Genomic DNA, 25131 nt, shown 5'->3' with positions numbered 1-25131 from the left:
CGACGCCGACGGCGTGGCCGGCAAGATCGCCGACGCGTTCAACGACATCGTCGGCATGAACCAGTGGATGGCCGAGAACCTCAGCCGGGTCAGCCAGGCGGTCGGCCAGGAAGGCCGGCTGGCGCAGCGCGCGCCGATGCCGTCCGCGCTGGGCGGCTGGGCCGACACGGTGCAGGCGGTGAACAACCTGATCGACGACCTGGTGCGCCCGACGACGGAGATGGCGCTGGTGATCGGCGCGGTCGCCAGCGGCGACCTGTCGAAGAAGATCACGGCCGACGTCCGCGGCGAGATCTTGCAGCTGAAGAACATCATCAACGTGATGGTCGACCAGCTCAACGCCTATGCGTCCGAAGTGAGCCGGGTCGCGCGCGAGGTCGGCACCGAGGGCCGACTGGGCGGCCAGGCGCAGGTGCGCGGCATGAGCGGCATCTGGAAGGACCTGACCGACAATGTCAACTTCATGGCGTCCAACCTGACCGCCCAGGTGCGCAACATCGCTGAGGTCACGACCGCGGTGGCGCGCGGCGACCTGTCCAAGAAGATCACCGTGAATGTGAAGGGCGAGATCCAGGAGCTCAAGGAAACCATCAACGTGATGGTCGACCAGCTGAGCGCCTTCGCCGCCGAGGTGACCCGGGTCGCGCGCGAGGTCGGCACCGAAGGCCGGCTGGGCGGCCAGGCCAGCGTGCCCGGCGCGTCGGGCACCTGGAAGGACCTGACCGAGAACGTCAACCAGCTCGCGGCCAACCTGACCACGCAGGTGCGGGCGATCACGGACGTGGCGACCGCGGTGACCCGCGGCGACCTGTCGCGCTCGATCCAGGTGCGGGCGCGCGGCGAGGTCTCGCGGTTGAAGGACAACATCAACGAGATGATCCGCAACCTGAAGGAGACGACGCAGAAGAACGCGCAGCAGGACTGGCTGAAAACCAACCTGACCCGTTTCACCCGGTTGCTGCAGGGCCAGCGCGACCTCGCCACCACCAGCGCGCTGATCCTGTCCGAGCTGGCGCCGCTGGTGTCTGCCCACCATGGCGTGTTCTACCTGATGGACGACCAGGGCCGCGACGCGATGCTGACCATGATCGCCGGCTACGGCTTCCAGGCCAGGGACAGCGTGGCGCCGGCGTTCGCGCTGGGCGAGGGGCTGGTCGGCCAGTGCGCGCTGGAGAAGCGCCGGATCTGGCTGGACCAGGTGCCGCCCGACTACGTGCGCATCTCGTCCGGGCTCGGGTCGGCGCCGCCGGCCAACATCGTGATGCTGCCCATCCTGTTCGAGCAGCAGGTCAAGGCGGTGATCGAGATCGCGTCGCTGGAACGCTTCACCGACACCCACCTTTCCTTCCTCGACCAGCTGATGGAATCCGTCGGCGTGGTGCTCCACACGATCGAGGCCAACGGCCGCACCGAAAGCCTGCTGACGCAGTCGCAGTCGCTGGCGCACGAGCTGCAGCAGACCAATATGGCGCTGGCCGAGAAGGCGCGGCTGCTGTCGGAGCAGAACATCGAGGTCGAGCGCAAGAACCGCGAGGTCGAGCAGGCCAAGCTGGCGCTGGAGGACAAGGCGACGCAGCTCGCGCTGTCGTCGAAGTACAAGTCCGAGTTCCTGGCCAACATGTCGCACGAGCTGCGCACGCCGCTGAACAGCCTGCTGATCCTGGCGCAGCAGCTGGCCGACAACCCGGACCAGAACCTGGTGCCGCGCCAGGTCGAATTCGCCCGCACCATCCATGCGTCCGGCAGCGACCTGCTGACGCTGATCAACGACATCCTCGACCTGTCAAAGATCGAATCGGGCACGGTCACGCTGGAAGTGACGAAGTACCCGCTCGAACAGCTGCAGCATTACGTGCTGCGCACGTTCAGCCACATGGCCGAACTGAAGCAGCTGGCGTTTTCGGTGGTCATCGAACCCGGCCTGCCGGCGGCAATCTCGACCGACATCACGCGGCTGCAGCAGATTCTGAAGAACCTGCTGTCGAACGCGTTCAAGTTCACTGCCCGCGGCCGCATCACCCTGTCGGTCGCCGCCGCCCGTTCCGGCTGGACCCCCGGCCATCCCGGGCTGGAGCGGGCCGACACGGTGCTGGCCTTTTCGGTGACCGACACCGGCGTCGGCATCAAGGCCGACAAGCTGCAGCTGATCTTCGAGGCATTCCAGCAGGCCGACGGGAGCACGGCGCGCAAGTACGGCGGCACCGGGCTCGGCCTGTCGATCAGCCGCGAGCTGGCGCGGCTTCTTGACGGCGAGATCCAGGTCAGCAGTGAAATCGGCGCAGGCAGCACGTTCACCCTTTACCTGCCGCAGCGCAGCCAGGCCGGGCCGCCGGCGCCCATGCCCGCGCCACTGGAAGCGATGTCGCCGGCGTCGCTGCAGCCGGCGACATCGCTGGACTCCCCGCAATCACCGCAACTGCTGCAGCTGCCGCAATCGCAACAGGCGACCGGCATCCTGATGGACGACCGGCGCAGCGTGCTCGTGGTCGAGGACGACCCGGTGCAGCGGGATGCGGTCACGGCGCTGATCAGCATGCCCAACGTCCGCGTGGTCGCCGTGGAAAGCGGCGGCCAGGCGCTGCATGCGCTGAAGTCCGAGCCATTCGATTGCATGGTGTTCGACCTGAATCTGCCGGACATCGACGGCTACGACCTGCTGGAAATGATAGACCGGGACGAACGCCTGCACGGGCTGCCGGTGGTGATCCATACGGCCACCGAGGTCGGCGACGACGACGCATTGCGGCTGCGGCGGCTGGTGCGCGCGGTGGTGCCCAAGGACGCGCGCTCGCCGCTGCGCCTGCTTGAGGAAACATCGCGCATTCTCGGCGGCAGGGAGGACGCCTACGACGGCGACGCGGCGGCCGGCGCCGGGCAGGCGGACGCCGACGCGGACAACGATGTGCTGGCCGGCCGCCAGGTGCTGGTCGTCGACGACGACCTGCGCAACATCTTCGCGCTCAGCTCCGTGCTGGAGCGGCACCGGATGACGGTGCTGTTCGCGGAAAACGGCAGGGAAGGCATAGAGGCGCTGGAACGGAGCGAACGGGTGGACATCGTGCTGATGGACGTGATGATGCCGGAAATGGACGGCTACGACACCACCCGCGCCATCCGCCGGATCGCCCGTTTCGCCACGCTGCCCATCATTTCCCTGACCGCGAAGGCGATGAAGGGCGACCGTGAAAAATGCATCGCCGCGGGCGCGTCGGACTACATCACCAAGCCGGTCGACGCCCGTCGCCTGCTGACCGTGATGCGCTACTGGCTGAAAAAATAAGATTCCGATAATCGCTTTAACGGTCGATTATGGAACAAAGATCGGTTCCGGATCACTTACCTGCCTGATGGGCCGGTCGCGCCGCGAGCATGACGCCGCTCACCGCGGGCGACCGGAATTTTGATTTATCGACCCTATTGAGGAATGGATGCGGGAGCTTTCAGTCAGCACGCACACGACGCCGGTCGAACTGGCGACCCTGTTCAACAGCCTGTCCCCGGGCGACGAGGTCGGCGGCAGGCCGGGCGCCGACGGCGCGGTCATCCTGTATGTCCGCACGGACCGCCCATCCCTGCTGCGGCAGGCAAGTCCGCGCGCCGCCGTGGCTGCGCGGGTCGCGATCGAAGTGGTGCTGCAGCATGTCGACGGCATGCCGGGCGCGCGGCCGCTGGTGGCCAACGTCCGCGAGCAGCTGGCCGGCAACGTCGTGCCGAAGGCCGGCTGGCTGGCGCCGCCGCTGACGGTGCTGGCCCGGCTGTATTGCAAGACCGTCAGCGCGCTGCCGGGCGACGGGTCGCAGGGCCGGATGCCGCATCGGCCGGGCTGCGTCCCGGATGACGGCTACCCGGTCGAGGCCGCGCCGTTCACGCCGGAACAGCGGCAGGCGCTCGACAGGCTGATCGACAGGCTGATGCAGTTGCCCTGTCCATCCAGGCAGCCGGACCGGCGCTGACCGGCGCGCCTGCGGCAAACCTTCCGGCGTGATGGAGGAACAGGCAATGGCCGATACAGGCAAGGAAGTCAGCGGCGTCCGCCAGGCGCCGCGCAGCCGCGACGACCCGGCGCCTGCCGCCGGCGCGCCGCGCAGCAGCGTCGGCGCGCTTTCCATGGCAAGCGTCGAGCCGCTGTCGATGGACAAGGTCGGACGTTTCTTCGACGGCGTGGTCGAGCCGCAGGGCAATGCGCTGGTCGGCGAAATGGTCGACGAGAACGGGCCGCTGGCCGGGCGCGAAAGCGCCCGTCCGGCGCGCAGGACCGGCAGTCTCGCCGGCCAGTTCGCCGACGACGACCGTTCGCTGCTGTTCGCGCCCAACGACGCGCCCGACGAAATGCCGGATCAGTCGACCGAACTCGGGCGGCTGCTGCGGGAGCAGGAGTTCCGCCAGCGCCGCCGCTTTGGCGCGTAGCGCCGTTACCCGTCATTCAGCCCAGCAACTTGCCAGCCGCGCCGCAACGGCCGGCGGCGAACCGGCCTGCCGGTCGGGTTACCAAGGCGCTCCATGCGGGGTGGGCAAGCGTGCCCTCGCCGTCATGGCATTTCGCCGAGGAGCCCATGCCCAAACAGCCGACACGCGGTCAAGCCGTCCGAACCGCCACCTTGCAGCTCCCGCTCGACCGGTTGCATTGCCGCCAGATCAATGCGGTGTTCCAGGACGCCCGCGACAAGGCCAGGCTGCGCGGCACCCACGACGGGAGCCTGGTGGAAGTGCGGGCGCTGCCGCATCGCGACCCGCTGGTCCGGCGGCTTTTCAGCCGCGGCGACATCGCCGCCGAGCGCATGACGCTGCGCGCCGCGCTGGCCAGCGCGGCCTGCAACGTGACGCCCGAGCGGCTGCGTTCGCTCGGATCGCCGGGGCGGCTCGCGGTGGACGCGCTGCAGAACGCGTCCGGCATCGACGTGGACCGCGACATCCGGGCCGGGCAACTGCGCAACGCGGTTGCGCTGCTGGCCGGGAACCGCAGGAAGCGCTCGTTCGCCGACAGTCCGGCAAAACCGCGTTCCGGCTGGCTGGCGCAGACCGGCGCGAACAGCCTGACCCTGGGCGACGGCGCGCGGCGGGTGCAGCTGCGCCGGTTCTGCATCGACAGCGTCGCCACCGGCAGGCTGCCCGCGCTGATGGGCGCCGCGAACGACGCGCCGGCATCGATCGACGCCTGCATCGCGATTTTCCGGGTGGCGGCAATGAACTACATCGTCGAAGCGATGAAAGGCGGCGGGCGCTCACCGGATGCGCTGGCGGCGCAGGCGCGCAAGGAGGCGGACGGCCCGCTGCTGCGCCTGTTCATCGCGCGCTGGCGGCGCGCCATCGTTGCAGGAAAGATAAGGAAGGCCGATTTTCTCTGGTTCGATGCGGTCGACTGGCTGGTCGGCGCGCTGCACGGCGCGAGGCCTACCAGCCCGGGCGCGACCCGTTCGCCCCGGAGTCCGCGGGTGACTTCCCCGGCCGCCGCGGCCTTGCGCCGGGCCCAGACCGAGGCCATGGCGGCGAAGCGGCCAACGCTGCCGGAACATCCTGCACGCCAGGCGCCGACGGCGATGTCCACATCCGGCCGGAGGGCTGTCGTGCGGCGAAGGGCGACGGTGGTGCGCGCGGCGCCGCAGCCGCAGGCGTTGCAGCCGGGCCGGCAGGGCGTCAAGCGCCGGATCCTGACCCAGTTGCAAAGTCCGACAAGGCTGGTCCATTTCCCGGCGCTGCCGCCCGCCCCCAAGCGCACCGCTTCCGATGCCGGCGATTCGCAAGGCCCGGCGTTCAAGCCGCCGCCGGCCCCGGCAGCCGCTCCCCGGACCGGCGGCACCGGACAACTCGCGCCCACCGTGACGCTGCTCGATATCCTCCTGCAGGAATATTCGGCCGGCATGCTGTCGGCCGTGCCGGGCAAGGACGGCGCCGACAGCGACGCCGAAGGCCAGGCCCGCAGCAAGTCCGATGACGCTCGCAAGGCGCTGGCCGCCGACGGCCAGCCATTGACGGATAGCGCCGCCAGCACGCAGTGAAGCGCCCGAAGCCGCGTTACCAGTAGGACCAGCGCCCGTCGATCAGCACGTAGGCGCACAGCAGCAGGTTGGTCGTGCCATGCGCGACGATGCTGTCGGACAGTCGTCCCGAACGCTGCCTGACCAGGTAGTAGGCGGCGCCCGCCAGCGTGCCGGCCAGCCAGGCGTCGTGCAGCGCGCCGAACAGCAGCGAGGACGCGGCGAAGGCCGGCCAGTGTATCGGGCCGCCGGGCCGGAACGCATCCGCGCCGCCCCTGAACAGCAGCGGCAGGTAGCCGCGGAACGCCAGTTCCTCGGCAATGGGGATGACGACGGACGATCCGGCGATGCGCATCACGATCCATGCCGCGGACAAGGCGGCCGGCGCGGCGAACAGGCTGTCGCTGAATGCGCGGTCCATCGCGGCCGACGGCGGCACCAGCGCGATCCAGAGTAAAAATACCAGCAGTCCGGCCAGCGCGGGGAACAGCCGCGGCAGCAGCGCAGCGGGGGTGAAGCGGAGTTGCAGGTACGGGCGCAGGTGCGGCCATAGAAGCGCAATGGCGGCGGCGGTCGCCAGCATGCGCACCGGGTACAGCCACGGAAAGCCGCTTTCCATTGCCGACGTCAGCAGCGTCGCCGCCAGCATCGCCAGCAACGGTATCGCCAGCGCATTGTCGGCATCGATCACCAGGCCGCGCGGCGCGGCGCGGCGGCAGAGGAATGCGCTGCGCCGTGCCAGCGCCACCATGCCGAGCGCCACGGCGATGAAGAAGATCCACCCGGCATTCGCATGGAAGCCGTCCATCGCGACTTCGGACGACATCGACGATCCGATCCCGATCAGCAGCGCGATGCGCAGGCAGTTGGACAGCCAGATCGCCAGCGCCGCCAGCGGGAACAGCCACAGCGCGGGGGGAAAGCGGAAGTCGCGGCTGAAGCTGTGCAGATACCAGATCAGGAACACGGTCATCATGCCTATGCCTTCATACCCGGAGCAGAGGTGATCGATGATGACGTCGAAGCGGCTGGTGCCGATGACCTTGGCCGCGAAGTCCATCGATACGTCGTCATAGGCCAGCTCGAGCAGGAAGCGCACGACCGCCATCGTCGGTCCGCTCAGCCAGTCCTCCGAGCGCACCACCAGCGAATAGACGATGAAATGGCTGAGCGGGAAGATGCAGGCCAGCAGCAGCGTCTTCCATTCCCTGCGCGCGAACTGCGCCCACCATGCGGCCGGCGCGACCAGCGCCAGCGAGAAGCCGCAGGTCAGCGCGACCGACACGGCCAGCAGCATCGTCCACCATGCCGACACCGGCCACGCCAGTGCGGGCGCGGCGCTGAACGCGGTCGGCAGCAGCCGGCTGGCGCAGAAGGCGAGCAGGGCGTAGCTGGCCAGCTGCGGCGCGAGCATCCTGCGCCAGCGATGGTTGCGCGCCGAATCGACCAGCGACTGCCACACCGCCGCGTAGCGGGTGGACAGCAGCAGGCCGAAGCCGAGGACGAGATACAGCAGCGGCTGGAACAGCCCGCCGGGCAGGGTCAGGAAGGCGCCGTCGGCGCGCGGGTGTATCGTCAGCTTGAGCAATGCCGCCTGTGCGGCAATCGCGGCCAGCAGCAGCAGGACACGGCGTCCCTGGCCCCGGCGCGCCCGTGGCGCTGCGCCGGCCAGGCTGCCTGCGGGCGGCGTCGGGTGGAATGCGGGCAGGCGCTCTTCCATCACATCATGTCAGCCGGCATCGCTGTGGGAGAGACAAGTCGGGTTGAAACAGCGGGCGACGTTCCGGCTGCGCGCGTAAGCCCGGCATTGCCGGGCGCCGCGCGACGGCCACGGTGACGCCGCCCCGGTTGGTCAGCGGTTCTTGCGCCGACGGCTCAGGCTCAGGATGCCGCCCAGCAGCGCGAGGGCCAGCACGACGTTGCCGCCGTTGATCTCGGGCGCATGCCGGCCGTGCCCGTTGCCATGGCCATAACCATGGCCATTGCCTTGCCCGAAGGCGAGCAGGGGGGCGAGCAGGATGGAGGTGGCGGCTAATTTTCGCAACATGGCAATACTCCTCTTAAAGCCAACTGTTAATGTTTGCTGGACTGCGAGGTTCACCTTAGCCTGCTGCGTAATGGCCGAGCTTGAGATAGCACAGACCGGGCGCATGCGGCATGCCCGCCGCCTTGCCCGGTGATGACAGGTCAGCTGGAGCCGGCGGCGCGGTCGGAGCCAGGAGCGCCGGCAGATCCGGAGAGGCCGGATGCCGCCGCCTTCAGCTGGTCGCGGGGCAGCGTGATCGTAAACTTCGTGCCCTCGTCCTCGCTGGAGGTCAGCGCGATGCTGCCGCCATGCGCATCGACGAAGTACTTGGCGATGTACAGGCCCAGTCCCAGCCCCGGCTGGCCGCGCGGCTCGCGGCCGGGACGGAAGGGCGTGAATGCCTGCTCGAGCACCGCGGCCGGCATCGCGCCGCGGTTGTGGATGCACATTGTCAGCCGCACCGGGTCGGCGCCGTCGATGCGCACCGAGACGCTGCCTTCCGGGTCGCCATGCTGGAGCGCATTGCCCAGCAGGTTGGACAGCACCTGGCCGATGCGGTGCGGGTCGAACACGCCGTCGGCGTCCCCGGCCGCGTCGATCTGCACCGGGTTCGCATGCCCGGCCTGCTTCAGTTCGTCGGCGATGCGCCGGCACAGTTGCGCATAGTTGCCGCGCGCGAGCTCCAGCGCAACGCCGCCGGCGCGGATGCTGGCGACGTCGAGCAGCTGGCTGACCATCTTTTCCATGCGCCTGGCGCTGGAGCGGATGCGGCTGGCCACCGCGCCGACCTTGGGCTCGGCCGAAGTCAGCAGCAGCAGCTCGGCGCCGTTGAGCACGGCGGCAAGCGGATTGCGCAGGTCGTGGCCCAGCACCGCGGTGAACATCTCGTTGACATGCAGCGCCTGCCGCAGCTCGTCCATCTGCGCCGCCATCTGCTTCTTCTGCGCGAACAGCTGGACGAAGACATTGACCTTGCTGCGCAGGATGTCGGGCTCGACCGGCTTGTAGAGGAAGTCGACGGCGCCGGCCTGGTAGCCGAGGAAGCTGCGCTGCGGCTCGTTGATGGCGGCGGTCATGAAGATCAGCGGGATGTCGCGGGTATGCGGATTGCCGCGGACCAGTTCGGCCAGCTCGAAGCCGTTCATGTTGGGCATCTGGACGTCCAGCAGGATCAGCGCGACTTCCTGCACCAGCAGGATCTCCAGCGCGGCCACGCCCGAGTCGGCCTTCAGCACCCTGATTCCCGGACGGGTGAGCAGCGCCTCGATGGCGACCAGGTTCTGTTCGACGTCGTCGACGACCAGGACGGGAACGTCCTGCGTGGAAACGACGCGGTCTATGGATGGATGCATGGCGGTTCAGGAATCATGTCAAAGGCGCTGGTAGAGCCGCTCGGCGGCGCAGAATTCGGAAAAGTGCGATGCATGGCTCGAAAACCGCAGGGTTTCGCGGCTCCCCAGCCCGAGGAATCCGCGGTGGATCAGCGCATCGTGGAACAGGCCCAGCGCGCGCTGCTGCAGCTCCCGCTCGAAGTAGATCAGCACGTTGCGGCAGGATACCAGATGGACCTCGGAAAACACGCTGTCGGTCGCCAGGCTATGGTCGGCGAAGACCGCGTTGCGGCGCAGCGACCGGTCGAACAGCGCGCCATGCTCGCTGGCGGTGTAGTAGTCGGCCAGCGAGCGGGTGCCGCCGGCCTCGAGGTAGGCGCGGCTGAAGTCGGCGATGCGCGCGATGTCGTAGATGCCGGCCTCGGCCGCCTTCAGCGCCTCCGGGTTGATGTCGGTCGCGTAGATGATCGTGCGCTCCAGCAGCCCGGCCTCGGCCAGCAGGATGGCGAGCGACCAGACTTCCTCGCCGGTGCTGCAGCCGGCGACCCAGATGCGGATCGACGGATAGGTCGACAGCACCGGCAGCACGTGGCGCCGCAGCGCCAGGAAGTAGGCGGGGTCGCGGAACATCTCGCTGACCTGCACGGTGAAGTACTGCAGCATCTGCGCGAACACCTCGGGTTCGTGCAGCACGCGCTCCTGCAGCCGCGACACGGTCGGGCAGCTGAAGCGCTCCTGCGCCTGCCGTATGCGCCGCCGCAGCGACGCGCGGGCGTAATGGCGGAAGTCGTGCTGGTACTTCTGGTAGACCGCTTCCAGCAGCAGGTTCAGTTCGATATCGAAGGTGGTCGGCGCATGCGGCATCCCGTTCTCCCGGCGCTCAGCGCGGCATCCAGACGCGGCACAGCGACACCAGCTTGTCGACGTCGATCGGCTTGGCGATATAGTCGTTGGCGCCGGCGTCCAGGCAATGCTGGCGGTCGTCGCGCATGGCCTTGGCGGTCAGCGCGATGATGGGGAGCCGCGCATGCTGCGGCATCTTGCGCACCGCGCGGGTGGCGGCCAGGCCGTCCATCTCCGGCATCATCAGGTCCATCAGCACCAGGTCGATGTCGCTGCGCGCGGCCAGCGCGTCGACCGCCTCGCGGCCGTTGCGGGTCACCACCAGTTCCGCGCCCAGCGGCTCCAGGATGCTGGTCAGCGCGAAGATGTTGCGCACGTCGTCCTCGGCGATCAGGATGCGGCGGCCCTCGAAGGCCGCGTCGCGCTGGCGCGCCTGCAGCAGCAGCGCGCGCTGGTCCGGCGGCATCGTCGCCTCGACCCGGTGCAGGAACAGCGTGACCTCGTCGAGCAGCCGTTCCGGCGAGCGCGCGCCCTTGATGATGATGGACTGCGAGTACTTGCGCAGCCGCTGCTCTTCCTGCGGCGACAGCGCGCGCCCGGTGTAGACGATCACGGGCGGGAACGAATGCTTGCCGCCGGCCGCCATCTGCTCCAGCAGCTGGTAGCCGGAGGCGTCCAGCAGCATCAGGTCCATCACCATGCAGTCGAAGGTGACCTTCGACACCTGGTCCAATGCCTCGGCCACGGTGCCGGCCGTCGCGATCTCGATGCCGTCGCCGCCCAGCAGCAGCGCCAGGTTCTCGCGCAGCGGCTCGTTGTCCTCGACCACCAGGATGCGGCGGGCCTCCTTCCGCAGCTGCTGCTCGAGCCGGCCGATGGCGCTGATGAGTCCCTCGCGCGCGACCGGCTTGAGCGCGAAGCCGACCGCGCCCATCTCCAGCGCGGTGTGCGTATGGTCGTCCACCGACAGCATGTGGATGGGGATATGCCGCGTCTGCGGGTCGCGCTTGAGCCTCTCCAGCACGCCCAGTCCGGACTGGTCCGGCAGGCCGACGTCGAGCAGGATGGCGCTGGGCTGGTGCTCGCGGGCGAGCCGGTAGCCTTCGTCGCCGGTGACGGTGTGGATGCAGTCGAAATCGAGCTCGTGCGCAAGCTCGTACAGGATGCCGGCAAAGCGCAGGTCGTCCTCGATGACCAGGATCAGCCGCTCCCGCTTGCGGCTGCCGCGATCGTCGTCGATGCCGGCCGCCGGTTTCTCCGGTTCCTGCTGCGATTTTGATTGCGATTGCGGTTTCAGCTGGGACTGCTGCGGCGCAGTCGCCTTCGAACCGGCAGCCACGGCGCTGCGCACCGGTTCGGCCGCAGGCGGCGCGGCCCGTTCGCTGCCGTCGAGCGCCGCGGCGACGTCCAGCGTGAAGGTGCTGCCGATGCCGACCGCGCTTTCGACGCGGATCTCGCCGCCGAGCAGCCGCGCCAGCTGGCGCGAGATCGACAGGCCGAGGCCGGTGCCGCCGTATTCGCGGCTGGTGCTGCCGTCGGCCTGACGGAATGCCTCGAAGATCATGTCCTGCTGTTCGGCCGGGATGCCGATGCCGCTGTCGCGCACCGCGAAGCGCACCTTGTCGCCGGCGGCCGAGACTTCGAGCGCAACCTCGCCCCTGGCGGTGAACTTGAATGCGTTCGACAGCAGGTTGCGCAGCACCTGGGTCAGGCGCTGGCTGTCGGTCACCAGCGAGGCCGGCGCGTCGGCGGCGACGCGGACCTGGAAGGACAGGCCCTTTTCCTGCGCCAGCGGCTCGAACATGCGGCGCAGCGGCTCGGTCAGCGCAGCCATGGCAAGCGGCAGCGGCCGCACTTCCATGTGGCCGGCCTCGATCTTGGACAGGTCGAGGATGTCGTTGATCAGCGCCAGCAGGTCATTGTTGGACGCATGGATGGTCTGCGCATACCGCACCTGTTCGGCGCTCAGCGTGCCCGGCTTGTTGTCCGCCAGGATCTGCGACAGGATCAGCGAGCTGTTCAGCGGCGTGCGCAGTTCATGCGACATGTTGGCCAGGAATTCGGACTTGTACTGGTTGGCCCGCGCCAGCTGCGCGGCGCTTTCCTCCATGCCTTTCTGCACCTCGACCAGCCGCGCCTTCTGCAATTCGAGCCGCTGCGTGCGCTCTTCCAGCTGCGTGTTGGCCTGCTCCAGGTCGGCCTGCTGCAGTTCAAGCTGCGCCTGCGACTCGCGCAGGATGCGGCTCTGTTCCTCGAGTTCCTCGTTCGACTGGCGCAGCTCTTCCTGCTGCACCTGCAGTTCCTCCGCCTGGCGCCGGGTTTCCTCCAGCAGCGCGGCCAGGTGCTGGCGGTACAGCGCCGAGCGGATCGCCACGCCTATGCTTTCGCCGGCCATCAGCAGCAGCTCGCGCACCGCGCCGATATTCACGCCCGGCCGCAGGAAGCCCAGCTCGATCACGCCCTGCAGCTTGCCGTCGGCGCTGACCGGCGCGATGACCAGCCGCGACACGCGGCTCTCACCGGCGCCGGAACTGATGCGCAGGTAGTCCGGCGGCAGGTCCGACAGCACCAGCACCGCGCCGTCGCGCGCCGCTTCGCCGGCCAGGCCCTGGCCGAGCGCGAGCGGCGGCAGGTCCGCCAGCGGCCGGTCGGATGCATACGCGGCCGCCGGGAACAGGTTGGCGCCCTCGGCGCGGTAGAACAGCGCGAGCTGGGCGTCGGTATAGCGGCACAGCGTGTGCAGCAGCTGGTCGCCGAGCTGGCCGACGTCGAGTTCGCCCAGCATGCTGGCCGACAGTTCGCTGTCGCCCCGCTGCAGCCAGATCAGCTTCTGGGACCGGTTGCGTTCGACGATGACCTTGTTCACCAGGAAGGCGATGGCAATGAGCACGATGAAGCCGACGACCCGGTTGGTCGCGCCGATCTGGGAATCGATGCCGTCGGGCGACATCAGGAAGCCGAGTATCAGCAGCACGATCTGGCTGGCGACCACCAGGAACGGCGCCAGCGGGCGCGGCTGGAACATGGTCAGCGCCACCGGCACGAGGTACAGCAGCCATTCGGCGTAACCGACGCGGGTCTGGGTGTCGATGACGAACACGATGGCGCTGATCGCGGCGATGGCCAGATAGAGGGCGAGGGTGTTTTTTGCGCTTGGCTGCATGGAGATTGCGTTGAATAAAATAGGCGCGCCCGGGAAAGTGTCAGGCTGGCAAGGTCGATAGGCAGCGGAATTATAGGGGCGAGCGCAGAAAAAGACGACCGGTGCGCACAATGACCGCAGTCAAAGGTAATTGCAGCAGAGAAATTATTTTATGAATAAAAGTTTCTTTCTGGCATATACTTTAGGTGAGCAGGCTTTCCAAACGCGGCGCTGCATGAGATGCTTCGCCGGTTCCGCTACAGCACCCTGGAGTACCATGCCAACTGACCACGGAGCACTGACAGGACGCCGCAACCGCCGACTAGGAAAGTACTGATGCGCGCCTGCTGCCCGATACCCATCCCGACCCCGAATTCGCCTTCCACAGCACGCCGGCGCTGGGCCTTGCCGCCGCTGCCGGCGCGCATGCTCGCGCCCGTCCTCGCGCTGCTGTCCCTGTTCGCCTTGATCACCGCGCTGACCGGCGCGGTCGCCGCCCCCAACGAGCAGAAGCAGGAAGACGCCGGCGCCCGCGCCGCCTACCTGTACAGCTTTCTCGGCTATATCGAATGGCCGTCGCGCACCTTGCCGCTGACCGACTCGCCGCTGGTGATCGGCGTGCTCAATGCCGACGACGTCGCCGCCGAGCTGCTGCTGACGACGATGGGCCGGAAGATCAGCAACCGCACCGTCACCATCCGGCGGCTGCAGCCGGGCGACAGCCTGGAGGACATCCACCTGCTCTACATCGGCCCGGGCGAGCCGCAGCAGGTGCAGGCGCTGATCCGGCAGGTGCCGCAGCGCTGGACCGTCACGGTAACCGACGACGCAAGCGCCGACACGCTGGCCGGCGTGATCAATTTCCGCCACAGCGACGGCAGGCTGCGCTTCGACGTGTCGCAGGCGGCCGCCGAACGCGGCGACTTCAAGCTCAGCTCCAGGCTGATGTCGGTCGCCATCGTCCAGCCGGGCCCCAACTGATGCTGCAGTTCTTCGGCAAGTCGATCAGCCGCAAGCTCATGCTGGTGGTGCTGTCGACCACCTTCACCGGCCTGCTGCTGTCGGCGCTGGCCATGCTGGCCTATGACATCCGCACCTACCAGTCGGCCTGGCTGGACGACCTGCGCACCCAGGCCGACCTGATCGCCCGCTCCAGCGCGCCGGCGCTGACCTTCAACGACCCGCGCGCCGCGACCGAGAACCTGGCGCTGCTGAAGTCGCGCCCGGCCATCGTCGAGGCCGCGATCTACGGCCCCAACGGCAAGCTGTTCGCATCCTATGCGCGCGAGGGCGAGCGCGGACCGGTGCCGCCGGCGGCGGAGCCGGCGGGCTACCGGATCGACGGCGAGCACATCGTGGTCTACCAGCAGATGGTCGCCAACCGCGAGCTGGTGCTGACGGTGTACCTGCGCGCCCGCTACGAACTGATGGACAGGCTGCGCAACTATGCGCTGATCCTGGGCACGGTGATGGCCGGCAGCCTGGCGCTGGCAGGGCTGATCTCGCTGTGGCTGCAGGCTGCGTTTACCCGGCCCATCCTGGCCGTGACCGAGGTGGCGCGGGAAGTCATGCAGCGGCGCGACTTCTCGCTGCGTGTCAAGAAGACCACCAGCGACGAAATCGGCGTGCTGGTCGATGCGTTCAACGACATGCTCAACGAGGTCGGCCAGCGGGCGGCCGCGCTGGAGGAGTCCAACCGCATCCTCGAACACGAGACCGCGGAACGGCGCAGCGCCGAACAGGCGCTGCGGGTCGCCGACCGCCGCAAGGACGAGTTCCTGGCCACGCTCGCGCACGAGCTGCGCAACCCGCTGGCGCCGTTGATGAACGGCCTGGAAATCCTGCGCATGGCCGGCGCCAACCCGGCGATGGCGGAGCGCTCGCGCGAAGTGATGGAGCGCCAGCTGCGGCAGATGGTGCGCCTGGTCGACGACCTGCTCGACGTCTCGCGCATCACCACCGGCAAGCTGATGGTGCGGCGCACGCCGGTCCAGCTGCAGCAGGTGATACGCAGCGCGGTCGAACTGGCGGAACCCTTCATCAAGAGCCGCGGCCATACGCTGCAGCTGGACCTGCCGGCCGAGCCGGTATGGCTGGAAGCGGATGCGACCCGGCTCTCGCAGGTGTTTTCCAACCTGCTCAACAATGCGGCAAAATACACCAACGCCGGCGGCGCCATCCGCCTCGACGCCAGGGTGGCGGGCGCCAGCGTCGCGGTGCGGGTCATCGACAATGGCATCGGGCTGACGCCGGCGATGCTCGGGCGCGTGTTCGACATGTTCACCCAGGTCGATTACTCGCTGGAGCGTTCCAATGCCGGGCTGGGCGTCGGACTGACGCTGGCGCGCCGGCTGGTCGAGTTGCATGACGGCAGGCTCGAAGCCGAAAGCGATGGCCCGGACCAGGGCAGCACCTTTATCGCGACGCTGCCGCTGTCGCAAACCGCGGCGCCGCCGGCCAGCGCAGCCAAGCCGGACGAGACGACCGGGCGGCGCTTCCGCATATTGCTGGCCGACGACAATGTCGACTTTTCCAGCAGCCTGGCGACGCTGCTGCGCAGCCTCGGCCACGAGCTGCTGGTGGCCGAGGACGGCCTGCGGGCGCTGGAAGCGGCGCCGTCGTTCCAGCCGGACTTCGCCTTCCTCGACATCGGCCTGCCGGGCCTGAACGGCTATGCGCTGGCGCGCGCGCTGCGGGCCAATCCCGCCACCGGCGACACCGTGCTGGTGGCCGTCACCGGGTGGGGCCAGGAGCGCGACCGGCAGCTCGCGCAGGAGGCCGGCTTCGACCATCACCTTGTGAAGCCCGTCGAGCCGGCGAAAATCCGCGAGGTGCTGGCGCGCGAGTGGCGCGCCGCTTGATCGTGATCAAACTTTTCCGGCCTTCCTACAGGGCTATGGGAAAGACGCCTATCAGAGGATAACGGCCGGGCTGGTAGGCTTCGTATCGATGCAGAAGCAGTACTTGGCCGCTAGCGCCGCCTGTATCACGACTCCTTCCTCCTCAACCCATTTTTGCCCCGACGCATGCCAGTGCAGACGCACCTGGCGCATTGCTCGCGAGGCACGTCCCTATGAGGCAATAATATGGCTACAAAGAAAAACAAGAATGATGGCGGCGATGAAGGCGCAGGATCGATCCTGAGCACCGTGTCCGCTCCTTCCACCGGCAGCGCGCCTTCCACGCTGCAGAGCAAGGAAACGCAGAAGCAACGGCTGCTGGAAAAAATGACAGCCGGCCAGGCCACCGCGGCCGGCATGCCGCAGAACCCGACCAAGGGCGGCGAGTATGGCGAGCCGGCGCGCACGCCGCAGCCAGGCGCGACCGTTGAGCCGCCAAGCCCGCTGGTCGGCGCGAGCACCACCTCGGAAAACATCGCATCGGCCAAGGTAGGCAAGGGCGTAGCGCCCGTCGCCGCCAGCCCGGTCGCCGACCCGCTGGACCGCGTGCGCAGCGATGCGACCGGCCAGACGCTGACGACCAACCAGGGCGTGCAGATCGCCGACAACCAGCACTCGCTGAAGGTCGGCCTGCGCGGACCCACCGCGCTGGAAGACTTCATCCTGCGCGAGAAGATCACCCATTTCGACCATGAGCGCATCCCCGAGCGCGTCGTGCATGCACGCGGTTCGGCTGCGCATGGCTACTTCGAGGCTTACCAGGACCTGTCCAAGGTGACCCGCGCCGCGCCATTCGCCGCGGCCGGCAAGCAGACTCCTGTGTTCGTGCGTTTCTCCACCGTTGCCGGCGAACGCGGTTCGACCGACACGGCCCGCGACGTCCGCGGCTTCGCAGTCAAGTTCTATACCGACGAAGGCAACTGGGACCTGGTGGGCAACAACATCCCGGTCTTCTTCATCCAGGATGCGATGAAGTTCCCCGACCTGGTCCACGCGGTCAAGCCGGAGCCGAACAACGGCATCCCGCAAGCCGCCAGCGCGCATGACACGTTCTGGGACTTCGCATCGCTGTCGCCGGAGTCGGTGCACATGATGCTGTGGACCATGTCCGACCGCGCCATCCCCCGCAGCTACCGGATGATGCAGGGCTTCGGCGTGCACAGCTACCGCATGGTCAATGCGGAAGGCGAGTCGGTGTTCGTCAAGTTCCACTGGACGCCGGTCGCAGGCACGCACTCGCTGGTCTGGGACGAGGCCGTCAAGATTTCCGGCGCTGACCCCGACTTCCATCGCCGCGACCTGTGGGAATCGATCGAGGCTGGCGCATTCCCGGAATGGGAACTGGCGCTGCAGATCTTCACCGAAGAACAGGCAGCCGGCTTCGGCTTCGACATCCTCGATTCGACCAAGCTGATCCCGGAAGAACTGGTGCCGCTGACCCCGGTCGGCAAGATGGTGCTGAACCGTAACCCGGACAACTTCTTTGCCGAGACCGAGCAGGTGGCATTTTGCGTCGCCCACGTCGTGCCCGGCATCGACTTCAGCAACGACCCGCTGCTGCAGGGCCGTATCCATTCCTATCTCGACACGCAGATCACCCGCCTCGGCGGCGTGAACTTCCACGAGATCCCGATCAACTCGCCGGTTGCCCCGGTCTACAACAACCAGCGCGACGGCCATCATCGCCAGGCGATCCATCGCGGCCGCGTTGCCTACGAGCCCAACTCGCTGGCAGGCGGCTCGCCGGCCCAGGCAGGCTATCGCCGGGGCTTCACCACCTTCCCCGAGCATATCGTCGAAGACAAGGTGCGCGGCAAGGCGGAACTGTTCGCCGATCACTACTCGCAGGCGCGCCTGTTCTGGCAGAGCCAGACCACGCCGGAAAAGCAGCACATCGTCAAGGCCTTCCGTTTCGAACTGTCGCGGGTGCAGACCCTGGCGGTGCGCGAACGCGTCGTCTCGCTGCTGATGAACGTGGCCGACGAACTGGCCCAGGGCGTCGCCGGCGGCCTCGGCATGCCGCTGCCGGAAGCCGCTCCGGTGCTCGCACTGCAGCCGCTGCCGAGCTATGAGCCATCGCCGGCGCTGTCGCTGATGAACTTCCCGGGCGACGGCAGCATCAAGACGCGCCGTGTCGCGATCCTGGTCGCCAACGGTGTCGAGTCCGAGGCTATCCGCGGTCTCTACACCAAGCTGCTGACCGAAGGCGCGGTACCGCGCCTGGTCGGCCCGCTGCTCGGCCAGGTGACGCCTGTCGACGGCGACCCGCTGAATGTCGAGGTCTCGGTCGAGGCAATGCCGGCAGTGCTGTACGACGCCGTCATCGTCTCGTCCGGCGACGCCGCCGTCAGCACCTGGATGAACGACCCGGACGTGATGGACTTCCTGCGCGACCAGTATCGCCATGGCAAGCCGATGCTGATGCTGGGCGGTTCTTCCGCGCTGCTGAAACAGGCCGGCATTCCGTCCGCGCTGCCTGACGGCAGCGTCGACGATGCGCTGCTGATGGCTGACAGCGCCGGCGCAGACGCCGCATTCGCCAGCTTCAAGACGGCGCTTGCCGGCTTCAGGCAGGCCAAGCGCGACGCCAACGCGCCGAAGGTCTAAGCAACCGTCACCGCCTGTCGAAGGCGGTCGAACGAAACCCCGCACCGGCAACGGCGCGGGGTTTTTTTACGTCCAGCGCGCCACACCACAGGGTGTAATAAGCGCAAGCGCATTACACCATTGCTTGCGCACAGGCGACGGTGATTGATCGGTCAATGGCGTAATGCGCTGCGCTTATTGCACCCTTACGACTTGGCGGCGCGTCTTCTTACCGGTTGCGCTCGTACCGGTCGCTCGACCCCGCTCCGAAAACGGCGTGGGGTTTTTTATGTCCGGCGCGCCGTTGGGATTGCATTCCGGTGTGCCAGTGACTATTCTGGCGGCTTCTTTTTCCAGGAGATCACCATGGCCCGCATCCAACCTGCTACGAAGCTGCTGCTGTCGATGGCGCTGGCCTTGAGTTGCGCCGGCCCTGTGGCGGCGGCGGTGACGGTCGGCGGCTTTCCCTACGAAGAGGTGGTCCGGGCCGGCAGCCAGGATTTGAAGCTCAACGGCGCCGGCACCCGCTACAAGCTGATCTTCCCGGTCTATGCGGCGGGCTTGTACCTGAATGAAAAGAAGAAGACGCCGGCCGAGGTGTATGCGGCGCCGGGCGCCAAGCGCATGCGGCTGGTCATGCAGCGCACTGTCAATGCGGACGAGTTCGGCCAGGCCTTCATCGCCGGCATACAGCAGAACAACGACAAGGCCGAGCAGGCGCGCATGGCAGAGCCGCTTGCCAAGTTCGGCAAGCTGTTCGCCACCGTGCCGGAACTGAAGAAGGGCGACACCATCACGCTCGATCTCATTCCGGGGCAGGGCACGGTCATCCAGATCAATGGACGGCAGGCGGCCGAGCCGATCGGCGAGCCGGCCTTTTACACGATGCTGCTGAAGATATGGCTGGGCGACAAGCCGGCGGACAGCAAGCTGAAGAATGCGCTGCTCGGCGACGCCGACAGCGCATCCTGAACATCATGCCGTGCGCATGTCAGTGCCTGGGTTTTCCCAGCACCTGGACGAAGCGCTTGCGCATCGTCGCATAGCATTCGCAGCTCGCTTCCTCCAGCCCGGCGCGGTCGACAATATGGACCAGGCCGCGGCTGTACCGTATCAGCTCCAGTTGCTGGAAGCCGCGCGCGATCAGGCTGACGCTGGGCCGGTGGACGCCCAGCATGTCGGCCAGGAACTCCTGGGTGATCGCGATCTCGTCGCCGGTCACGCGGTCGTGGCACATCAGCAGCCACTTGGCGAAGCGCTCCTCGGTCGTATGCAGCCGGTTGCAGGCAACCGACTGGCTTACCTGCGCCAGGTAGAAATACAGGTAGCGGTAGACCATGTCGCGCAGCGCGGTCTTGCCCTCCATGGCTTCGAGGAAGGGACCGATCGGCATCCGCAGCGCTTCGCCCGGAATCTGGCAGGTGACATTTTCGAGCGCGATGCTGTTGCCGGTCAGCGCCTCGATCGTGGAGAAGCCTTCATAGCCGACGGTCCCGACCTCGATTGCCGAACCGTTTTCCATGATGGCCAGTACCGAGTGCTCGCCGCTCAGCGGAAAGTAAACGAAATCGATCGTCTGGCCGCGTTGATAGAACGAGGATTTCAGCGGGCAGGGCATCCATTCCAGGAACGGCTTGAGCTGGCGGTATTCTTCCTCGGGTAGCTGGGACAGCAGCAGGTTGCTGCAGTCAGCGGCATGCAAGGGGACATTCATGGCAAATTCCTCACATGGGTCGATGTCTTACAGAAAATGGACGCTCAGGTCCGCCCCTGCTTCTTCTCCGGCATGCTCTCCGCCGGCTTGAACTCGGTGTCGACGGTTTCCTCGACGCCGCGCTGTTCCCGCAGGTCGGTGTCCACCTGGCCCTGGGTCACGTCGTCGTAGGCCTGCTTGATCACTTCGCGCGGTCCGCCATTGCCGGACTGGGTGCCGCCGACCGACTCGTCGCGGTCATTCGGCTGCTTCGGCGTCTGGTCCTTGTCATTCGAATTGGACAGGTCCACCGTGAACGGCCGGGTGCCGCTTTCGCGCACGCTCTTTTCGCCGCCGGTGCTGGAGATGGTCGACTTGTCGTCGGGCATGGGCGTTTTCTTTTCCTGGTCCATTATCGTTTCCCTTGTTGTTGACTGTTAAATTGATGACTGCAAAGTTATGACTGCAATGACTGGGCTTAGATTCCGCGATCCCGCCTGAAACCTGCGCGCTTCATGTTTTCAATCTAAACACGCGTCAACATTTCGGCGGCCGGAAGAATGGCACACACTATGCTTTGACGGAATCGGGCAATCCGGATGGACCGGCAACCATGGAAAGGACCGCAATGGACTTGAAGACGGTGGAAGCACTTATCAGGGAAATCGACATTGCCGACCCGATAGACTGGGGCATGCTCAACATCAGCGAAGAGGATGCGACGCGGCTGATCGCGCTGTCGGTCGTGCAGCATTACGAGGCGCAGATCCGGCCGATGAGCGAAAGCGACCGGGAGTACGTGTTCGTGTCGGCGATCGCCAAGCTGACGCTGGAGAACTTCGTGCTGAACATCAAGCTGGCGCAGGCGCTGGGCCACTAGGGTCGCCGCCGCGCACGTTCGCGGTTTTCCCAGGCGTATTTTCCCGCCAACCATCATTCGCCGTGATACCCGTTATCACGCGCAGCGAATACCGTATATTCATTGGATCAACTATGCCGGCGTGCGGGGTGCGATATCGTCGTGCCCAATTCCACGCCGGCACCCGCGGGTTCCGGCTCATGACAATCAGATCAGGAGACAGCCGTGTCATTGCTCGAAAAATATTTCAAACTCCGGGAAAACGGGACGGACGTGCGCACCGAGCTGCTTGCGGGCCTGACGACCTTCCTGACGATGGCCTACATCATCTTCGTCAACCCGGCCATCCTCGGCGACGCCGGCATGCCGAAGGACGCGGTGTTCGTCGCCACCTGCCTGGCCGCCGCGATCGGCACGCTGATCATGGGCCTGTACGCCAACTACCCGATGGCGCTGGCGCCGGGCATGGGACTCAATGCCTACTTCGCCTATACCGTGGTGCTGGGCATGAAGATACCCTGGGAAGCGGCGCTGGGCGCGGTCTTCATCTCGGGTTGCCTGTTCATCCTGGTCAGCGTGTTCCGGCTGCGGGAAATGATCGTCAACGGCATACCGCCGTCGATGCGCACCGCGATCACGGTCGGCATCGGCCTGTTCCTCGGGCTGATCTCGCTGAAGAGCGCCGGCATCGTGGTCGCGAACCCGGCAACCCTGGTGGGCCTGGGCGACCTGCACAAGGCGCCGGTCGTGCTGGCCGTGGTCGGCTTCCTGATGATCGTGGCGCTCGACCGGCTGCGCGTGCGCGGCGCGATCCTGATCGGCATCCTGGCGGTGACGCTGCTGAGCTTCGTCTTCGCCGGCAACAAGTTCGGCGGCGTCGTCTCCATGCCGCCGTCCATCACGCCGACGCTGTTCAAGCTCGACATCATGGGCATCCTGTCGATCGGCATCCTGAACGTGGTGCTGGTGTTCTTCCTGGTCGAACTGTTCGACGCGACCGGCACGCTGATGGGCGTGGCCAACCGCGCCGGCTTGCTCAAGAACGGAAAGATGGAAAGGCTGAACCGGGCGCTGCTGGCCGACAGCACCGCCATCGTCGCCGGCTCCTTCCTCGGCACGTCCAGCACCACCGCCTATGTCGAGAGCGCCGCCGGCGTGCAGGCCGGCGGCCGCACCGGCCTGACTGCGATCGCCGTCGCCGTGCTGTTCCTGCTGTGCCTGTTCTTCTCGCCGCTGGCCGGCGTCGTGCCGGCGTATGCGACCGCGCCTGCGCTGCTGTATGTCGCCTGCCTGATGCTGCAGGACCTGGTGCATGTGGACTGGACCGACTCGACCGAGAGCGTGCCGGCCGCCGTCACCGCGCTGACCATGCCGTTCACGTTCTCGATCGCCGAGGGCGTCGCCTTCGGCTTCATCACCTATGCGGCGCTGAAGCTGCTGACGGGCAGGGCGCGGGAAGTGAAGCTGATCGTATGGATCATCGCCGCGGTGTTCCTGTTCAAGCTGATCTACCTCGGCAGCTGAGGCGGCGGCGCAGGGTGCGATGCCGGCAGCCTGTCTCACCCTTGCCGGCGCAGCTTCAATGGCCCGACGCGCCCGATGCGCCGATGCCTGTCTCCGAGCGCACCTTCATCGCTTCGTAGCCTTCGCGGTCCAGCTGCGCCCGCGCGCTGTTGTCGGTGATGGAAAACAGCCAGATGCCGACGAAGCCGGCGGTCATCGAGAACAGGGCCGGCGACGTGTACGGGAAGATCGCGCTGGCATTGTGGAACACGTCGACCCAGACCGACTTCGACAGCACTGTCAGCACCACCGCGGTCAGCAGGCCGAGGAAGCCGCCGACGGTTGCGCCGCGCGTCGTGCAGTTGGGCCACAGCACCGACATGAACAGCACCGGGAAGGTCGCCGACGCGGCGACCGCAAAGGCCAGCGACACCATGAAGGCGATGTTCTGCCGCTCGAACACGATGCCGAGGATCACCGCGATGATGCCCAGCGCCACCGTGGTGATGCGCGACACCTTCAGCTCCTCGAGGCTGGTCGCGGTGCCCTTGCGGATCACCACCGAATATAGGTCGTGCGACACCGCCGACGCGCCCGACAGCGTCAGGCCCGCCACCACCGCCAGGATGGTTGCGAATGCGACCGCCGAGATGAAGCCGAGGAAGACATTGCCGCCGACGGCGCTTGCCAGGTGCACCGCCGCCATGTTGTCGCCGCCGAACAGCTTGCCGGGCGACTCCGTGAACTGCGGGTTGGTGCTGACCAGCACGATCGCGCCGAAGCCGATGATGAAGGTGAGCAGGTAGAAGTAGGCGATCCAGGTCGTCGCCCACAGCACCGACTTGCGCGCTTCCTTGGCGCTCGGCACGGTGAAGAAGCGCATCAGGATATGCGGCAGGCCGGCGGTGCCGAACATCAGCGCCATGCCGAAGGAGATGGCCGAGATCGGGTCCTTGATGAAGCCGCCGGGCGCCATGATCGCGTCCTTCTTCGCATGCACCTCGACCGCCTTGGCGAACAGCGCTTCCGGGCTGAAGTTAAACTTGAGCAGCACCATGAAGGACATGAAGCTCGCCCCGCCCAGCAGCATGATGGCCTTGATGATCTGCACCCAGGTGGTCGCCGTCATGCCGCCGAACAGCACGTAGATCATCATCAGCGTGCCGACGATGATCACCGCCATCCAGTACTCCAGCCCGAACAGCAGCTTGATCAGCTGCCCGGCGCCGACCATCTGCGCGATCAGGTAGAACGCGACCACGACCAGCGTGCCGGAAGCAGCGAAGATGCGGATCGGCTGCTGCGCGAAGCGGTAGGCCGCGACGTCGGCGAAGGTGAAGCGCCCGAGGTTGCGCAGCCGCTCCGCCATCAGGAAGGTCAGCACCGGCCAGCCGACCAGGAAGCCGATCGAATAGATCAGGCCATCGTAGCCGTTCAGGTAGACCGCTGCCGAAATGCCGAGGAAGGAGGCGGCCGACATGTAGTCGCCGGCGATCGCCATGCCGTTCTGGAAGCCGGTGATGCCGCCGCCGGCCGTGTAGAAGTCGGATGCCGACTTGGTCTTGGCGGCTGCCCACTTGGTGATGAACAGCGTGAAGATCACGAAGGCCCCGAACATCAGGATCGCGGTCCAGTTGGTGGCCTGCTTGACGGTCTGGCCCAGCGAGTCGCCGGCCGCCCACGCGGCGCTTCCTGCGCCGGCCATCGCCATGGCCGCGCCTGCTGCGAGGAGGCGCTTCACCGCAGGGCCTTTTCGCGGATGCGTGCTGTCAGCTCGTCGAACTCGCCATTGGCGCGACGCACGTAGATGCCGGTGATGAGGACCGTGAAGACGATGACGGCCAGTCCTATCGGTATGCCCCAGGTCATCACGCCATTGCCGATGCGTGTGGCCAGCAGGTCGCGGTTGAAGGCGATCAGCAGGATGTAGCCGTAGTAGACCACCAGCATGATGACCGACAGGACCCAGCCATAGGTGGACCGTCGAGAGACCAGCGTGTGATAGTCGGGATCGGCCTTGATGCGTTGGACCAGCTTGTCTTCCATGGTTTCTTCCCCCGGTATATGGCGGTGACGCATCGACAGCGCATGCATGCTGCGCACGATGCAGCAAGCGTGCGGCTGGTCGCGTTTAACGGCGTTCCATGGATGGAAGCTAAAGGTCGGCAGGTCAAATGTATTTGATTTGCCGCAAAAAATTCGGAATGGCGTTTTTCGGCAGGCGTGGCCGGATGGCGTGGAAGCGGGGAGCGAGGAAGGGTGTCGGGGGTGTT

The 25131-nt window shown here is 66.8% G+C and carries 18 protein-coding genes and 1 pseudogene; 10 read left to right on the top strand and 9 right to left on the bottom strand.

Going from position 1 to position 25131, the window contains the following annotated elements:
* Positions 1–151: 151 nt before the first annotated feature.
* The 4 genes and pseudogenes from QOL82_RS04775 to QOL82_RS04760 form a co-directional block, all read left to right on the top strand.
* Positions 152–3280 (top strand): annotated as a pseudogene (locus QOL82_RS04775) (response regulator); the annotation flags it as partial.
* Between the two features lie 148 nt (positions 3281–3428).
* The gene (locus QOL82_RS04770; RefSeq protein WP_283441102.1) at positions 3429–3953 is read left to right on the top strand and encodes a hypothetical protein; all 525 of its coding nucleotides are present in this window, start codon (positions 3429–3431) and stop codon (positions 3951–3953) included.
* A gap of 46 nt (positions 3954–3999) precedes the next feature.
* Positions 4000–4407, top strand: a complete 408-nt coding sequence (locus QOL82_RS04765) for a hypothetical protein (protein ID WP_283441101.1) — start codon at positions 4000–4002, stop codon at positions 4405–4407.
* 191 nt (positions 4408–4598) lie between these two features.
* A complete protein-coding gene (locus QOL82_RS04760) occupies positions 4599–5996 on the top strand; it encodes a hypothetical protein (RefSeq protein WP_283441100.1) in 1398 nt (465 codons plus the stop codon).
* A 16-nt stretch (positions 5997–6012) separates the two neighbouring features.
* On the opposite strand, the gene xrtE is transcribed toward QOL82_RS04760, so the two are convergent.
* The 5 genes from xrtE to QOL82_RS04735 form a co-directional block, all read right to left on the bottom strand.
* A complete protein-coding gene (gene xrtE / locus QOL82_RS04755) occupies positions 6013–7695 on the bottom strand; it encodes an exosortase E/protease, VPEID-CTERM system (RefSeq protein WP_283441099.1) in 1683 nt (560 codons plus the stop codon).
* A 132-nt stretch (positions 7696–7827) separates the two neighbouring features.
* Positions 7828–8022: a hypothetical protein gene (locus QOL82_RS04750; protein WP_283441098.1), complete on the bottom strand. Its 195-nt coding sequence runs from the start codon at positions 8020–8022 to the stop codon at positions 7828–7830.
* Positions 8023–8162: 140 nt separating this feature from the next.
* Positions 8163–9353, bottom strand: a complete 1191-nt coding sequence (locus QOL82_RS04745) for a hybrid sensor histidine kinase/response regulator (RefSeq protein ID WP_283441097.1) — start codon at positions 9351–9353, stop codon at positions 8163–8165.
* 18 nt (positions 9354–9371) lie between these two features.
* A complete protein-coding gene (locus tag QOL82_RS04740) occupies positions 9372–10196 on the bottom strand; it encodes a CheR family methyltransferase (protein WP_283441096.1) in 825 nt (274 codons plus the stop codon).
* A 16-nt stretch (positions 10197–10212) separates the two neighbouring features.
* Positions 10213–13338 carry a hybrid sensor histidine kinase/response regulator gene (locus QOL82_RS04735; RefSeq protein WP_283441095.1) on the bottom strand — a complete coding sequence of 1042 codons (3126 nt, stop codon included), beginning with the start codon at positions 13336–13338 and terminating at the stop codon, positions 10213–10215.
* A 315-nt stretch (positions 13339–13653) separates the two neighbouring features.
* Between QOL82_RS04735 and QOL82_RS04730 the strand changes: the two genes are divergently transcribed.
* The 4 genes from QOL82_RS04730 to QOL82_RS04715 all read left to right on the top strand — a co-directional run bounded on the left by QOL82_RS04730 (position 13654) and on the right by QOL82_RS04715 (position 19775).
* Entirely contained in the window at positions 13654–14298 is a 645-nt protein-coding gene (locus QOL82_RS04730) for a TOL_0243 family YfiR-like periplasmic protein (RefSeq protein ID WP_283441094.1), read from the top strand.
* Positions 14298–16178, top strand: a complete 1881-nt coding sequence (locus QOL82_RS04725; protein WP_283441093.1) for a sensor histidine kinase, YfiR-like protein-associated — start codon at positions 14298–14300, stop codon at positions 16176–16178. Before QOL82_RS04730 ends, QOL82_RS04725 begins: the two co-directional genes overlap by 1 nt.
* A 225-nt stretch (positions 16179–16403) precedes the next feature.
* Positions 16404–18824, top strand: a complete 2421-nt coding sequence (locus QOL82_RS04720; protein WP_283441092.1) for a catalase — start codon at positions 16404–16406, stop codon at positions 18822–18824.
* A 345-nt stretch (positions 18825–19169) separates the two neighbouring features.
* Complete coding sequence (locus tag QOL82_RS04715) at positions 19170–19775, top strand: chalcone isomerase family protein (RefSeq protein ID WP_283441091.1); 606 nt, start codon at positions 19170–19172, stop codon at positions 19773–19775.
* Positions 19776–19794: 19 nt separating this feature from the next.
* On the opposite strand, the gene QOL82_RS04710 is transcribed toward QOL82_RS04715, so the two are convergent.
* On the bottom strand, positions 19795–20517 hold the full coding sequence (locus QOL82_RS04710; protein ID WP_283441090.1) for a Crp/Fnr family transcriptional regulator: 723 nt from the start codon (positions 20515–20517) through the stop codon (positions 19795–19797).
* 44 nt (positions 20518–20561) lie between these two features.
* Entirely contained in the window at positions 20562–20909 is a 348-nt protein-coding gene (locus QOL82_RS04705; protein WP_283441089.1) for a hypothetical protein, read from the bottom strand.
* A 215-nt stretch (positions 20910–21124) separates the two neighbouring features.
* Here QOL82_RS04705 and QOL82_RS04700 point away from each other — a divergent pair, with 215 nt between their 5' ends.
* Positions 21125–21376, top strand: coding sequence for a hypothetical protein (locus QOL82_RS04700; RefSeq protein ID WP_283441088.1), 252 nt, complete (start codon positions 21125–21127; stop codon positions 21374–21376).
* A gap of 204 nt (positions 21377–21580) precedes the next feature.
* Complete coding sequence (locus QOL82_RS04695; RefSeq protein WP_283441087.1) at positions 21581–22879, top strand: NCS2 family permease; 1299 nt, start codon at positions 21581–21583, stop codon at positions 22877–22879.
* Positions 22880–22934: 55 nt separating this feature from the next.
* On the opposite strand, the gene QOL82_RS04690 is transcribed toward QOL82_RS04695, so the two are convergent.
* Positions 22935–24569 carry a cation acetate symporter gene (locus QOL82_RS04690; protein ID WP_283441270.1) on the bottom strand — a complete coding sequence of 545 codons (1635 nt, stop codon included), beginning with the start codon at positions 24567–24569 and terminating at the stop codon, positions 22935–22937.
* A gap of 26 nt (positions 24570–24595) precedes the next feature.
* Positions 24596–24904, bottom strand: coding sequence for a DUF485 domain-containing protein (locus QOL82_RS04685; RefSeq protein ID WP_283441086.1), 309 nt, complete (start codon positions 24902–24904; stop codon positions 24596–24598).
* Positions 24905–25131: the final 227 nt, after the last annotated feature.

The sequence above is a fragment of the Noviherbaspirillum suwonense genome (assembly GCF_900182955.1).
Classification (GTDB): Bacteria; Pseudomonadota; Gammaproteobacteria; order Burkholderiales; family Burkholderiaceae_D; genus Noviherbaspirillum_A; species Noviherbaspirillum_A suwonense.
Note: the sequence above shows the minus strand (reverse complement) of the source record. Positions and strands in the feature narration are given on the sequence as shown.